Annotated in this window: 10 protein-coding genes; 8 read left to right on the top strand and 2 right to left on the bottom strand. The window is 57.1% G+C overall.

The features are described from left to right. Positions 1-2 precede the first annotated feature (2 nt). Complete coding sequence (locus QLQ17_RS14730) at positions 3-2,447, bottom strand: EAL domain-containing protein (RefSeq protein WP_283210369.1); 2,445 nt, start codon at positions 2,445-2,447, stop codon at positions 3-5. Between the two features lie 101 nt (positions 2,448-2,548). On the opposite strand from QLQ17_RS14730, the gene QLQ17_RS14735 reads away from it, so the two are divergent. The 7 genes from QLQ17_RS14735 to QLQ17_RS14765 all read left to right on the top strand — a co-directional run bounded on the left by QLQ17_RS14735 (position 2,549) and on the right by QLQ17_RS14765 (position 11,408). Next, on the top strand, positions 2,549-5,410 hold the full coding sequence (locus QLQ17_RS14735) for a class I adenylate cyclase (protein WP_283210370.1): 2,862 nt from the start codon (positions 2,549-2,551) through the stop codon (positions 5,408-5,410). 74 nt (positions 5,411-5,484) lie between these two features. Then, the gene (locus QLQ17_RS14740; RefSeq protein WP_283210371.1) at positions 5,485-5,637 is read left to right on the top strand and encodes an LptM family lipoprotein; all 153 of its coding nucleotides are present in this window, start codon (positions 5,485-5,487) and stop codon (positions 5,635-5,637) included. 85 nt (positions 5,638-5,722) lie between these two features. Continuing rightward, positions 5,723-6,973, top strand: coding sequence for a diaminopimelate decarboxylase (gene lysA, locus QLQ17_RS14745; RefSeq protein WP_283210372.1), 1,251 nt, complete (start codon positions 5,723-5,725; stop codon positions 6,971-6,973). Positions 6,974-7,017: 44 nt separating this feature from the next. Beyond that, positions 7,018-7,953, top strand: coding sequence for a diaminopimelate epimerase (dapF, locus tag QLQ17_RS14750; RefSeq protein ID WP_283210373.1), 936 nt, complete (start codon positions 7,018-7,020; stop codon positions 7,951-7,953). 37 nt (positions 7,954-7,990) lie between these two features. Then, positions 7,991-8,758 carry a DUF484 family protein gene (locus QLQ17_RS14755; RefSeq protein ID WP_283210374.1) on the top strand — a complete coding sequence of 256 codons (768 nt, stop codon included), beginning with the start codon at positions 7,991-7,993 and terminating at the stop codon, positions 8,756-8,758. Positions 8,759-8,760: 2 nt separating this feature from the next. Continuing rightward, entirely contained in the window at positions 8,761-9,717 is a 957-nt protein-coding gene (gene xerC / locus QLQ17_RS14760; RefSeq protein WP_283210375.1) for a tyrosine recombinase XerC, read from the top strand. A 23-nt stretch (positions 9,718-9,740) separates the two neighbouring features. Further along, positions 9,741-11,408 (top strand): diguanylate cyclase, encoded by a 1,668-nt coding sequence (locus QLQ17_RS14765; protein ID WP_283210376.1) that lies wholly within the window; start codon positions 9,741-9,743, stop codon positions 11,406-11,408. A 2-nt stretch (positions 11,409-11,410) separates the two neighbouring features. On the opposite strand, the gene QLQ17_RS14770 is transcribed toward QLQ17_RS14765, so the two are convergent. Continuing rightward, a complete protein-coding gene (locus QLQ17_RS14770) occupies positions 11,411-11,644 on the bottom strand; it encodes a DUF2789 domain-containing protein (RefSeq protein ID WP_283210377.1) in 234 nt (77 codons plus the stop codon). An 84-nt stretch (positions 11,645-11,728) separates the two neighbouring features. Between QLQ17_RS14770 and QLQ17_RS14775 the strand changes: the two genes are divergently transcribed. Further along, on the top strand, positions 11,729-14,509 hold the full coding sequence (locus tag QLQ17_RS14775; RefSeq protein WP_283210378.1) for a transporter substrate-binding domain-containing protein: 2,781 nt from the start codon (positions 11,729-11,731) through the stop codon (positions 14,507-14,509). Position 14,510 lies beyond the last annotated feature (1 nt).

Here is a 14,510-nt window from a genome sequence, read left to right on the forward strand (position 1 = left end):
CGTCAGCCGCCGATTCTGCCCGTAGTCAGCGTGACCTCTGCCGGCTTCAGCTCGTCCAGCGGGCGGGGCCGGCAAAGCCGGAAGCCCTGGCCGTAGTGAACCCCCAGAGTTCTGACCTTCCTGAGCGCGTCGTCGTCTTCGATGAAGGTTGCAACAGTCGCTTTGCCGGCTGCCTCTGCAATCTTGTGCAGCGCTTCCACCATCACCTGCTGGACGGGGTCGTCGTTCAGATGTTCCATGATGTTGTGGTCCAGCTTGATAATGTCCACTGGCAGGCGCGCCGCCAGCCGATAGCTTTCAACCGAGGCCCCTGCGCCGTCCAGTGCCACCTTGCAACCGACTTCGTGCAGGGTGTCGCAAAGCACGGCAACTTCGTCGGGGTATTGGGTGGCGTGTGACTCGCGGATCTCCAGGCAGAAAATCTCAGGCGCGAACGGTAGGTTCTTCAGGGCATTGGCCATGAAGTCTCCGAACTTGTCGTCGAGGACGGTCGCAAGCGAAAGATTGAAGCCGCAATATTTCAGCCTTGGTTCCAGTAATTTATGTCGACCAAGCCAAGCCAAGGTTTGTTGGATGACTTGCCGATCCAGCTTTTTGGACAGATCAAAGCGCTCGGCAATCGGCAGGAACTGGTTTGGTTGCAGTATTTCGTCATCTTCTGTCTGTCCCGGAACACGCACCAGAATTTCAATATGATCACCCCAGGTAGCGCTGGCGACGGGTTTCAACGTCTGGTATTCCAGAATCAATTTGTTTTCGTCCAGTGCGTGCTGGATGCGTGCCAGCAGCTTGTTGCTGGTGCCTTCGTCAATGTCGTGAGACAGGGCCTGCGCTGCGTGAATCCGGTTCCGGCCTGAGGTTTTTGCCGTGTGGCACAGGTCTGCAGCCTGGGTCAGCAGTTGCTCAGGATCTGCAGGCGCGTGGCTGCCCATGAACAGAAGGCCGCCGCTAGCGGTGGTCTGAAGCTGCTTGTCCTGCCAATTGAAGACGAAGCCACGGATCAAGTCGAGAATCTCATCAGCAATAGCGCGGGCTCTGGGTTCGGGGCAGTTCTCAATCAACAGGGCGAAGGTGTTGCCAGACAATCGGGCCAATGCGTCCCGTTGACGTACCTTGATACCAAGGTTGCTGGCCAGTTCCCGCAGGTAGCGATCGCCCACGCCCTGGCCTGCGGATTCGTTGAAACTTTCAAATTCGTCCAGGTCCAGAAATAGCAGGCTGTCGGCGCCATCGCGGCGGGCCTTCTGTTTCGAGGAGCGCTTCAGTATCTGCAGGAACGTCTTGCGGTTGATCAGTCCCGTGACCGGATCGTGCTTGAGTTGGCTGTCGCCGGCGGCAGAATGCTGATGTCGACTGCTGATATCCCGGGCAACCTGAACCGCACCAGTGACTTCGCCATGGGAATCCATCAGGCGCTGGTAGTGAATCTCATAGAGCGGTAGTCGTTCTTCCCGGTCTGCCAGAGGGAGCTCGACAACGAAGCTTTCACGTTCGAATGCACGCTGCCAGAGTCGCTCGCTAAGCCTGCGCTCATTGGGGAAATCTTCCATCAGGGCTGATAGGTTGTCGCCCGGTTTTGGCATTTGTCGGTAGATTTGCTGAAATTTTTTGCTGAAGGCCGTATTGAAACGCAGGAAGTTGAGGTTTCTGTCCACGGCAAGAATGAGGTCCTCCGTGGCGTTCATGGTGGCGTCCAGCAAAAGATCGGATTGCTCCCGATCCAGGACCCGGTGGTACTCGTGGGTCTGGTCGACCATCGTGCCACCCACTCGTTGAATGCGCTCTCCGGTTTTCAGTGCGCGACCTGTAAGTTTGACCTGCCGTACGTTCTGGCGTGCAGTCGACAGAGCAACTGGAATGCTGAATGGCTGTCCTGTGCGGATGCAGCGTCGTATGAGTGCCCGAATCCTGCTCTGGCTTTCCTGAGAGTAGAACATCGCCTGTTCAGGGGTGATTGAGCTGCCCGGTCGAAGCTCCAGGAGGTGGTACATGCCGTCGGTCCAGATGACCTCGTTGCTGGCAATGTCCAGCTCCCAGACTCCAAAGCTCGCCGAATTCTCTGCGAGGCGCATCAGACGAGGATCAATCGGCGCTTGATTGCGCTGGGTGATGCGGGCGCTGGCGGCCTGGTCCGAATCATTGACCTGAACGCTGAGCCCCAGGCTGGCTGTGAAGAAAAATCCCTCTTTGTGGCGGAAAGTGATCAGCACAGGTTCGCCATTTTCAAGCTTCTGCCGATGGGTCGGTACGAACGGGTCGTCCTGCCGTGCCGCCAGTATGGTATTGACCTTTCTGCCTTCCAGTTCGCGGCTGTCATAGCCAAGCACCCTGTCACAATGGTTGTCCGCCGAGACGATCTCGCCGTTGTCATCAATTCTGATCAGGGTACGGCGTTCGCTCTGGGGAGAGTTCTCGGAAGGATTGCGACGGATGAAAAATTCTTTCACAGAAGGGATTCCTCAGCGCTTTTCTTTTTATGTCGGTTTTGCCACGATTCGTTCATCATACTCATAATAATAAATGAAAGAACCATTCTCCCGGAGCCAAAGTGACCGCTCAAACTGCCCGGATTGCCCTGGATTTTGACGAAGGGATCGATCGAAAGACGCTTCGACGGTTGCGGGAGCGTTTTATGGGCGTTAACCGGCAGCGCTGGGAGCGGGCGCGATCTGCGCTGACCTATCGCCAGCAGATGGTGCTGGAAATCCTGCCGCTTGTCTTTCACTTGAATCATCCGTCGCTGCCTGGTTACACCGATGGCGGTTGCCCCTATGGCCTGAGTCACTACAAGCCATCGGATGAAGTAAAGAATGCCGCCCGCCGGCTCGCACGCACCTTTTCGATGAAAGACGAAGGGCGCCGCCGGCCGGACCTGGAATCCATGTTTCTGATGGGTAGCCCCGGCACCCTTGGCCATTCGGTTGCCAGCGATCTGGATATCTGGCTGTGCCACCGGCCGGATTTGCCTGCCAAGGGCGTCACCTGCCTTGAGCGAAAAGCTAAAAAATTGAGTGAGTGGGCGCTTAGTCTCGGTGTTGAGCTTTACGTTTTCGTGTTTTCCGCCGACGACTTCCGTGAGGGGCGACAGCGTGCTCAGGTCACAGGTGAGAACTGTGGCAGTGCTCAGCATTATCTGCTGCTGGATGAGTTTTACCGAACCGGTATTCACCTCGGCGGGCGCTATCCCCTCTGGTGGCTGGTGCCGCCGGAAGATGAAGGACGATATGACGAGCGGGCACGCCAGCTCATTGATTGTCGATTTATCAAGGCGGATGAATACATCGATTTCGGCGCGGTTCCGTCAATCCCGCGAGAGGAATTTCTCGGGGCCGGAGTCTGGCAACTTTACAAGGGGATAGATGCCCCCTGGAAATCGATACTCAAGCTGCTTTTGATCGAATGTTATGCCCGCGCCGAGGATCGGCCTTTATTGTCGAAGGTGTTCAAACAGGCGGTGTTTTCGGGGATAACTGACGCCAATCGTCTGGATCCTTACCTGCTGCTTTACGAGCGCCTCGAACAGTGGCTGATCGAGAATAACGCGGAAGATCGACTCGGCCTGGTGCGCCAGAGTCTGTATCTGAAGTCCGGGCTGCCACTCACCCGAATTAACCCGGCCAGCGCTGGATGGCGCGCTGAGTTGCTGAGCTCGTTGGTTGGTCAGTGGAGTTGGGCAAAAGCGGATATGGAATCCCTGGATAATCGTCGCCGTTGGCGGGCCGAGGATGTGATGTCCCTGCGTCGGCAAGTGGTGTCAGAGCTGACTCATAGCTATCGGTTGTTGTCGCGCTTGGCTCGAGAGCATGGAAGTCAGGCGGCGATCAGCAATAACGACATGAATCTGCTTGGGCGCAAACTGTACGCTGCGTTTCAGCGAAAGGCCGGCAAGATCGAATTGATCAACCCTGGCCTGGCTCCCTCGCTGGCGGAAGAAAACCTGTCTTTTCATCATCAGTCGGAGCAGGGGGAAGGTTCCACCCTGGAAGGCTGGATGCTCTACCGGGATCTCGAAGATCCATCGGATGCGATGTGGAAGCCGGTGATACGGCGATCCGGCAATCTGACAGAATTGATGGTGTGGTGCTTCTGCAATGGCCTGCTGACCCGCACCACCCGTCTCAATGTCCGGGGTGGCACCAGCAGCGCGACCGTCGGGGAGCTTCGCGATATGGTGGACGCTCTGGCAGATTGCCTGACCATTCCGATCGAACCCGTGCCGCGGGAGGCACTGTCGCGGGGTGTTCGCCCGTTGCGCCATCTATTGTTCGTTAATGTTGGGGTCGACCCTCAGGCCCACCTTACTGAGCGGGGGCTGCACAAGCTCAGCGCCCGGCATGATTCCCTGGGATTCAGTGGTGGCCAGGAAAATCTGGTTGTGACCATAGACCAGGTCACCTGCAACAGCTGGCACGAGGTCAGTCTCCAGCATTACGCATCGGGTGACACACTGGTGCAGTGCCTGAAGAACATTCTGGCGTCGGTGGCGGCTTCGCCAGACCAGTTGCCGGACATCCAGGTCCACTGTCATAGCACCGGTCATGGCGCTGCGATTGCCCGCCGCGTTCAGGAATTATTCAATGACGTACTGCGCTCTTTCTTCGTTGGCGATGCAGGACCGCATCCTCTGAGATATGTGATCCGCATGGATCGCAGGTACTTCCTGCTCAGCTTCAATGGGGCTGAGCCCGGCTTTATTGCTCTGGAAAGCAAAGCCGAACTGATGGACGTCCTCGCGCGGCCTCAGGAGCGCTATCTGCCCGTGGTGTTTGATCCTTACGCCATGGGGGACGACCCACTCCTGCGGACGGTTTGTCATGCCACCGAGCCGGACAACGTGCAGATTTTCTATCGGCTGTCGGGCGACACCGCCTTTCTGTGGGCCGTTGATGAGCTGGGCGGCGTGTTCTCCTGGCAGCAGCCTTACAGCTCACGTCGCTATTTGTTGGTGCCCTTGCTGCGATTCCTGGAAAACCTGCTGGAGCGCAAACAATTAAGACAGCTCGACGTGTTTACTGAACCCACCGGTATCAAGTGTTATGAGCTGTCCCAGAGGGACGGCCAGTGGCGTGCCGAGGCACGCCCGGATGCCAGTCAGCAGGGGGTGTCTCTTTCCGGTCTGGAAGTGCAGGCCGTAGGGGTGCAGGAGGGGGATGTCCGCATCCGTTTTGATATTTTCTGCGCCGATGAGGAGTTTACGGTTCAGGAATACGGTGACCAGTTGATACCGGCTGTGGCCCACTATATCCGTTCGCTGCGGGGTGGCAAGGAGACTTATCCGGTTTATTTGACCGATGTACACTTGCCTCACGATCTGGATCCTCAGGTTTATCAGCAGGATATCCAGACCATTCAGTATCTGTATTACCGTGCCGCACTTGAAGAATCCCTGAATCGCTATCTCAAAGACTGAGTGTTTTCCCTTCTCGCCGGGCGGCCCCCGGCTCAGGTATACTGCGCCCATCAAGATAAACAGGGGCTACAGGCATGAAGGCCGGGCTGACAATGGTATTACTCCTGACGTTGATGGGCACGCTCGCCGGGACTCTGTCTGGTTGTGGCCAGAAGGGACCGCTGTATCGGGAGGTGCCCTCTGAGGCCGACACCGATGAAACCGAGCGCAAGCGGGAAGAAGGCTGATGATTGTTGGGCCAGCCAGTTGATCATTGCCGAATGAATAGCCTGAGCAAGTAGCCAGATTGAATAGAACTGTATAGAGAGCTCCATGGATCATTTTAATTACCGCGATGGCGAACTTTACGCCGAAGACGTCCCCGTTGCGGATATTGCCGCCCGGTTCGGGACCCCGGCGTACGTCTATTCCCGTGCCACCCTTGAGCGGCACTATCGTGCCTACGACGAGGCTCTGGCAGGGCGTCCACATCTCGTGTGTTACGCGGTGAAAGCCAATAGCAACCTTGCGGTCCTTAATGTGCTGGCGCGGCTGGGTGCAGGATTCGATATTGTCTCCGCGGGCGAGTTGGAGCGCGTTATCCGTGCCGGTGGCGACCCTGCCAAAGTGGTGTTTTCCGGGGTTGGTAAGCAGCGCTGGGAGATGAAGCGGGCGCTTGAGGTTGGTGTGCGCTGCTTTAACGTTGAATCGGATACCGAGCTGGACCGGCTGAATGAAGTGGCTGGCGAGCTGGGCGTTAAAGCGCCGATATCTCTTCGCGTCAATCCAGATGTAGATGCCGGGACGCATCCTTACATCTCCACTGGGCTGAAGGAAAACAAGTTCGGTATTGATATTGCCGAAGCGCCCGCCGTTTACGAGCGCGCTGCCGGCATGGCCAATTTGGACATTCAGGGGGTGGATTGCCACATTGGCTCACAGCTCACCTCGGTGTCGCCCTTCCTGGATGCGCTCGATCGAGTGCTGGCACTGATCGACTCCCTGGCTGAAAAGCAGATTGTGATTCGCCACCTGGATATGGGCGGCGGTCTGGGCGTGACCTACGAAGACGAGCATCCTCCGCAGCCGTCTGATTATGTGACAGCTCTGGCAGAGCGACTGGGTAACCGTCAGCTGGAGCTCATCATGGAGCCGGGGCGCTCGATTGCGGCCAACGCTGGCATCCTCCTGACCCGGGTGGAATTCCTCAAGTGTACCGAGCACCGTAATTTCGCCATTATTGACGCCGCGATGAACGATCTCATTCGGCCGGCACTCTACAGCGCCTGGCAGGCCATTATTCCGGCAAAGCCCCACAATGATGTCGAGGAAAAGCACTGGGACCTGGTCGGGCCGGTTTGTGAAACCGGGGATTTTCTGGGTAAGGACAGGGCTCTGCGCCTCCAGGCCAACGACTTGCTGGCCGTTCGCTCGGCAGGTGCCTACGGATTCGTGATGAGCTCCAATTACAACACCCGTAACCGTCCTCCTGAGTTGATGGTCGACGGCAGTGAGGTCCACGTGGTTCGCCGTCGTGAAAGTCTCGAAGAGCAGCTTGCACCTGAAAGCTGTCTGCCAGAATGAACGGCGGCCAGATGGAAGTGTCCCAGAATGATGGGGAGAGCAGTATGAGTCAGCCAAGACGCGGCCCCCAGCTCAACTTCACCAAGATGCACGGGCTGGGCAACGATTTCATGGTGGTGGATGCCATCAGCCAGCCGTTCCGTCTGCGCACAGACATGATCCGGGAGCTGGCCAATCGCAATTTTGGCATCGGATTCGACCAGTTACTGGTGGTTGAGCCGCCAGGGCTGCCCGACGTGGATTTCCGCTATCGGATTTTCAACAGTGATGGTTCCGAGGTAGAACAATGTGGCAATGGCGCTCGCTGTTTTGCCCGCTTTGTTCGCGATCAGCGTTTGACCAACAAGAAGGTCATCCGGGTGCAAACTGCCAAGGGTGTCATCGAACTGAGAATGGGCAAAGGCGGCATGGTAACCGTCGATATGGGCGTTCCGGAGCTGAATCCTCCTGCGATTCCTTTTGCCGCTGACCGGCGCAAAGACGTTTACACCGTGGAGGTAGGTGACGAAACCGTGGAGCTTAGTGCCATTTCGATGGGTAACCCACATGGGGTTCTGTTGGTGGATGATGTTGATACCGCGCCGGTGCTGGAACTTGGCCCGAAGCTGGAAAGTCATCCCCGGTTCCCGGCCCGTGCCAATATTGGCTTTCTTCAGGTCGTGGACCGTAGCCACGTGCGCTTGAGAGTCTATGAGCGCGGCGCAGGTGAAACGCTGGCCTGTGGCAGTGGCGCCTGTGCCGCGGTTGTTGCCGGTCGCTTACGCGGGTTGCTGGATGCCCGTGTCGAACTGGAACTGCGCGGTGGCAAGCTGGTCATCGAATGGCAGGGTGAGGGGGCGCCTGTTATGATGGAAGGGTTCGCCACCACTGTCTTTGAAGGCCAGTTGCGGCTGCCCGGTGATGCCGGGCCAAGGCGTCGCAGAGGCGGAAGCCAGAATAAAAATCCTCGTGGCCGTCAACAGGCCACTGCAAGGCGCTGATCGCCAGAGGCGAGCGCCTGACCGTCAGGAGACAAGCATGACAGACCAAACGGCCCGTCAGAAGGCCGCTGACCTCGATCCGGAATCAGTTGCGGAGTATCTTCGTCAGAATCCGGATTTCTTTGTGGATCAGGACGAATTGCTGCGCAGTCTGACGCTTCCTCACGACAGTGGAAAAGCCATCTCCCTGGTTGAACGGCAGGTTCATCTGTTTCGAGAGCAGAGAGATACGCTTCGCCAGGAACTGGTGGATCTGGTGTCCATTGCCCGTCATAACGACCGTTTATTTGAAAAGAGCAAACGCTTGTTGATGCAGATCATCGAAGCGCGCAATCTGAACGATATGGCCGCGGCGGTGGATGACAGCATTCGCGGCGATTTCGGCCTGGATGCCGCATCGGTCATTCTGTTCACCGATCAGAAAGTGTCCACCAACGGACAGGGTGCCCTGCATGTGGTCTCTCCCGATCAGGCCCGGGAGCGGCTGGGTGGTCTTCTGGAAGGTGAGCGGGCTGTGTGTGGACAGTTCCGTGAAAGTGAGCGCAGCTTCCTGTTCCCGGATCGGGAAGAGCCAATTGCCTCTGTCGCACTGGTGCCCCTGAGGGCGTATGAGCCGGCGGCCGGCACAGAAGACCTGGTGGGTGTGTTTGCTGTTGGGAGCTGCCAGACCGGTTATTTTGACCAGAGCATGGGGTCGCTGTTCCTGACTTATATCAGCGATACCCTTAGCCGTTTGTTGCCGCCGATTCTTCAGCGGCACGCGTCCGCGGCGCCTGTCGCAGAGCCGCTTGCGGAGTCCCGCTAATAATGGCGCAGCCCGGCGCTGATCATGGCCTGGCTGCCGTACTTGCGGAGCCACTCCAGGGCTTCATTCGTTACCTCTCCTCCGAAAAGCGCCACGCGGCTCACACCTGTAAAAGCTATCAGGACGATATCCTTCGTTTTGGCCAATGGGCCATTGAAACCGAATCCTGCCGTGCCTGGGCTGATCTGACTACCCACCATCTTCGTCGCTATGTGGCCGCCCTGAGCCGGGCGGGTCTCGGTGGCCGGAGCATAGCTCGGCACCTCTCTGCCATACGGCGTTTCTACGATTATCTGCTGAGGGAACACCTGGCCAAAGACAATCCGGTCATTGACGTGCGTGCGCCGAAGGCTGCCCGCCGATTGCCTCGTGTGGCGGATGTAGACCAATTAAGCCAGCTTCTGGATGCCACCCCTGATGACCCGCTCGAAGCCCGGGATCTTTGCATGTTCGAACTATTGTATTCCTCAGGGCTGCGACTGTCCGAGCTGTCGAACCTGGATCTGACGTCCATTGATCGCCGCGGTGGAGAAGTTCGTGTCCTTGGTAAGGGCAGTAAAGAGCGAGTGTTGCCCGTCGGGCGCCGGGCGCTGGAGGCCTTGGCCCGATGGCTGGATCTGCGGCCGCAACTTGCCGTCTCAAACGAGCCTGCACTGTTTGTCAGCCGCCGTGGTGAGCGTCTCAGTAATCGAAGCATTCAGTCCCGTTTGCGGCGCTGGGGCGTCAAGAACGGCGCCGACCAGCGACTGCATCCGCATCTGCTTCGCCACTCGTTCGCCAGCCATATGCTCGAATCCAGTGGCGACCTGCGTGCGGTTCAGGAATTATTGGGTCATGCTGATATCAGTACCACGCAGATCTATACTCATCTGGATTTCCAGCATCTGGCGAAGGTGTATGATCAAAGCCATCCCCGGGCGCGTCGAGTTCGTAGCAAACCAGATGGTTCGAAGAGTTGAATTTGGCGAGGAGGGGGAGATAAATGCCATCGGATTCGTCCTGGAAGGACAAGTATCTGAAAGAACTTGAAGACGCCGAAGCGCGTGAGGCGCATTGGGATGCCCAGCGCAATTTGCTTCAGCGTATGCTGGTTCGCACCAGCCTGGCTTCCGAGGGGCAGAGTCGGGAACTGGACCATTTGCTCTCCCGGTTGCGGGATGAATTACGGAAGGATTCACTGAATGCCCGCGCCTGGCAGGACCTTCAGGAGCGAATTGACCGTAAGGTATCGGCGCTGGATGAGCGTAAATCTGAAACCGACAAGGCATTGCGCAGCGCGTTCGAAAAACTGTTATCTGAACTCCGCAGTCACGGCGCCTTTGACGCTGTCAGGGATCGTCTGAAAGACCTCGAAAAACGCCTTCGCAAGCCGGAAACCCTTCGCAACACATTCAACGACTGGCTGATCGACTTTGCCAGCGTACTCAAGGCGGGACTTGCCGATTCTCCTGGCGACCGGGGCACTGCGCAGAAAGGAATGTTCAGCAGATTATTCGGCCGGTCAGATGACACCACGCCTGAGCCGGATGCAGCGCCACGTTCACCGGACACCCAGTCCATTGTCGAGTTGGAAGCTCAGGGTGAGGAGGAGTCGGATCAGAGGCTTCGAATTGCCCGCCGGGTTGGCGAGCTGCTCGGCCAGATGTTGGAGCAGGTATCTCTGGAACCCGCGGCAGAAACCCGGGCGCGCCGCCTTCGAGAGAGTTTGATGGCCAGTGATGACTGGGATGAACTCCGGGAAGGACTGAGTGGGGTTGCTGAACTGGTCATCGCCGCAGTGACACGAAGCCAGCGCGAATTCGAGGGGTTTCTCCGACGCCTGGATGAACGCCTGGAAACTCTGAGGCAGTATTTCGCAGAGCAGGAAAATGCACAGGCGGGCCGCATGGGTGCGTCTGAAGAGCTGGATCAGGAGATCAAGCAAGAGCTCGAAGCCTTCGGTCGAAAAGTTGAGGATAGCCAGGATTTTGACGGGCTGAAAGCTTCGGTTTCCGGACACCTGAAATCCATTCGTGAGGCGGTGGGCCGGTTTAGGACCAAGGAAACTGAGCGAGAGAAATATCTGTCAGAGCAGCTGGCGACCATGCATGAAAAGATGGCGGCCATGGAAACACAAGCGGAGCAAGTTCGTGGAGAGCTAAAAGAGCAACGCCGACGAGCCATGACCGATGTGCTGACTGAACTGCCAAACCGGGAAGCCTGGCAGGATCGGCTGGAAATAGAGCACCAGCGCTGGACACGCTACAACAATCCACTGACGCTTGCGGTTCTGGATATCGATTTCTTCAAGCGGGTCAATGACTCCTTTGGCCACAAAGCGGGCGACCGGGTATTACAGCTGGTGGCCAAGGCGTTGAGAGATCGGCTGCGCAAAACTGACTTCATTGCCAGGTTTGGTGGGGAAGAGTTCGTGCTTTTGTTCCCGGAAACAGAGGCGCATTCCGCCAAGAACGTGCTGGACGGTCTGCGGGAGCACATCAAGGCTTTACCGTTCCATTTTCGCGGCGAGCCCGTGTCGGTGTCTTTCTCAGCAGGTATCGCTGAGTTTAAATCCGATGATCAAGCCGATGAGGTTTTTGACCGGGCTGATCGCTCCCTCTACCAGGCAAAGAAATCGGGCCGCGATCAGGTATGCATTGCCGGTCAGTAGAATCAGTGGCGTAATTGCGCGTCCAGTTCGTCGATGATTTCCGCCCAGTCAGAGTCGTCTTCGAGGCCCTCTTCCAGGAACAGCGACTGGCTCTCTGACCAGAAGGGCGCATCCTGTACCGCGATCTCTGAAGGCAATGGCGAATGGCGCGTAATAAAGTCCTCGATGCTTGCCTGATCTGAGGGAATGCCCAGCTGTTCGAAAAGGGTTGAGAGCGTGTGTTTGCTGGTATCCATGGTGAGTCAGCTACTCCTGAATGCAATCCGTGAATTTAGTCGGTATGGTTTTCACAACTCTAGTCTAACGCAAAAGGATATCCAGTGAAGGCGGCTTTTCGGTGTCTGTTATATCTGGCCTGCCTGTTGGGATCGGTCTCTGTGTTGGCAGACCCTCCCCAGAGCTCACCTGCTCCCGTTCTTGGCAGCGATGACCTTGACTGGCTCGAAGCCCGTAAATCCTTTCGTGTTGGTGTTCGCAGTGACCAGGTGCCGTTGGTGTTTGACACCGGCGAGGGCAAACTTGCCGGTGTTTTTATTGATTACCTGAACACCATTTCCAACAAGCTTGATGTGCCCATTGAGCAGGTCACCGGTGACGCTGAACAGCTGGATCAATGGCTGGAAGACGGTGTGATCGATGCGCGCCTCAGCACTCGCTCCGTCAGTCGTCCCGCAAGCGATGGGGTTCGCGTTTCTGCCCCGCTGATGTCTTTGACCTACGGGTTGTTTGTGGCCACTGGCGACGCAGGAATACAGGAACTGGCTGATCTGGAGAACACACGCATTGCCCTGGTGGCCCGGGATGCCAATCAGTATGCCATGTTGGATTCGGTCAAGTCGTTCACGCCACTGAAGGTGGATACGCTGGGAGAAGCCGTCAGCATGGTGTTGTCTGGTAAAGCGGATGCCTTTCTGGGGCCAGTGGCGGTAGTGTCTGACTATCTGCGTTCGGCAATGGTTAACGGGGTTCGGTTGGCGCGTTTGATGAACCAGCAGTCGGTGGATGTGGTCTTCGAGACAGGCTCCGATCAGGATCGCGTCTATCGGGCATTGAATCAGGCGGTACTCGCCATTTCACATAGCGAGCACAGGTCCATTCGTCAGCCCTGGCTGCAATCTGCCGTGCCGGAGACGGAGGATTCGACGATCCGGTTGTCTGATGCGGAAACGGCTTTTCTCCAGCGCAACCCCGGCCTAAAGGTCGCTGTGCGCCCGGATTGGCCGCCATTCGGATTTGCAGAAAGTGGAGAGCCCAGAGGATTGGTTCCGGATCTGATTCAGCGCCTGGAACAGCAGCTATCCGTGCGCTTTGACCGTCAGGTGCTGGACACCGGACAGGTGCCCGAAACTATGCTGGAACAGGGCAAGGTAGACATCGTGCCCGACCTCACGCGAACCCCGCGACTGGAGGAAAGCTTTCTGTTCACCCGAGCGTATCTGACAGTCCCCATTGCCCTGGCTATTCGGGAGGAAGGGCGCTTTATTGGTGAGCTTCGTCAGCTGAGGGATGAACGGGTTGGTGTGGTGAATCGCCAAGCCGGGCATGATTATCTGCTGATCAATCACCCCGATCTGAATCTGTATCCCGTGCAATCGGTGGAAGAGGGTCTGTTGGCCTTATCCAATGGCGATCTTGATGTCATGGTCACCCACATCCCGGCTGTTAGCTATACAGTGGCGAGACTGGGCCTGTCGAATCTCCGCATCACCAGTATCACGCCATATCAGTACGAGCTTCGATTTGCCGTCCGCAAAGATCAGCCGGAACTGCTGGGGATTCTGAACAAGGCCCTGAGCAGTCTCGATTCCAACGAGACCGAATCCATTTACAACCGTTGGATTCATCTGGATATCGAGCAAGAAACGGATTACACGGTGGTTCGCCGAATTGTTCTGATCGCGGTCGTCGTGGTGCTGATCTTTCTTTACTGGAATCGCAAGCTGTCGCGAGAAGTCGACGAGCGAATTCGGTCAGAAAATGCACTCCGTCGCAGTGAGGACGAGCTACGTGCAGCGAAGCAGGATGCCGAGCGGCTGGCCCGGCAGGCAGAAGCAGCAAGCCGTTCCAAAAGTGAGTTCCTGGCTAATATGTCTCATGAAATACGTACACCCATGAACGCAGTGATTGGCTACAGCGATCTGCTGAGCAACACCGTGACGGACCCTCAGCAACGTAACTATCTTGACTCGATTCGCGCAGGCAGCCGAAGTCTGTTGATGCTGATTAACGACATTCTGGATCTGTCCAGAATAGAGGCCGGCAAGATGCGTCTGGACTACTCGGCCGTTTCCATGCGCCGGCTACTCAGTGACGTGCGCCATATCTTCGATTTGCGGGCCACAGAGCAGGGCATTTCGCTGGAGGTCAGTGTGGATTCCAAAATGCCCGTGGCTATGCGCCTGGATGAAACCCGTTTGCGGCAGGTGTTGTTCAATCTGGTGGGCAACGCCATCAAGTTTACGCACGAAGGAGGCGTGACTGTCCGCGCCACTGCGACGCCGCAGGTGGATCCGAAAACGGGTCAACCAAGCGAGGGAACGTCGACGCTGGTCGTAACGGTTAAGGACACCGGCATTGGTATTCCTGAGGATCAACAGCAACAGATATTCGACGCGTTTGAACAGCAGGAAGGGCAGAACAGCCGTCGTTATGGCGGCACAGGGCTTGGCCTGGCCATCAGCCGCAAGTTGGTGGAGATGATGGGCGGAAAGCTGGAAGTGCAGAGCGAGGCCGGGGTCGGCTCCATATTTACCGTCACCCTTCCAAATATTGACGTCACTGTTGAGCAGGCCGAGGACGACGGACAGCCTCAGGAATCGGATCGCCTGTTGGCAGAAACCCTCAGCATGCAGGAGCGGGGTTGGTTAAGAGAGCAGCTGTCCAGGGATTTCGGTGATGAATGGCAGGATGTCCGGGAAAGTGGCGATCCGGAACAGATGAGAGCGTTTGCCGAGCGAGTGATTGAATGGGGGCGTCGCCTGCGTTCACCGTCAGTCACCCAATATGGCGAGAAGCTACTGGTCGATGTGGAAGCCTTCAATCTGGACGCCGTAAACAGTGCCCTGGAATCTTTTCCCAGGCTGCTTGGTCGTGGAGACTAAT

Origin of the sequence: Marinobacter sp. CHS3-4 (assembly GCF_030053415.1) — a bacterium.
Taxonomy (GTDB): Bacteria; Pseudomonadota; Gammaproteobacteria; order Pseudomonadales; family Oleiphilaceae; genus Marinobacter.

Coding starts and splice junctions, on each gene's coding strand:
- QLQ17_RS14740 (WP_283210371.1), top strand. CDS start 5,485: ATGAAGGCCGGGCTGACAATGGTATTACTCCTGACGTTGATGGGCACG.
- lysA (WP_283210372.1), top strand. CDS start 5,723: ATGGATCATTTTAATTACCGCGATGGCGAACTTTACGCCGAAGACGTC.
- dapF (WP_283210373.1), top strand. CDS start 7,018: ATGAGTCAGCCAAGACGCGGCCCCCAGCTCAACTTCACCAAGATGCAC.
- QLQ17_RS14755 (WP_283210374.1), top strand. CDS start 7,991: ATGACAGACCAAACGGCCCGTCAGAAGGCCGCTGACCTCGATCCGGAA.
- xerC (WP_283210375.1), top strand. CDS start 8,761: ATGGCGCAGCCCGGCGCTGATCATGGCCTGGCTGCCGTACTTGCGGAG.
- QLQ17_RS14765 (WP_283210376.1), top strand. CDS start 9,741: ATGCCATCGGATTCGTCCTGGAAGGACAAGTATCTGAAAGAACTTGAA.
- QLQ17_RS14770 (WP_283210377.1), bottom strand. CDS start 11,644: ATGGATACCAGCAAACACACGCTCTCAACCCTTTTCGAACAGCTGGGC.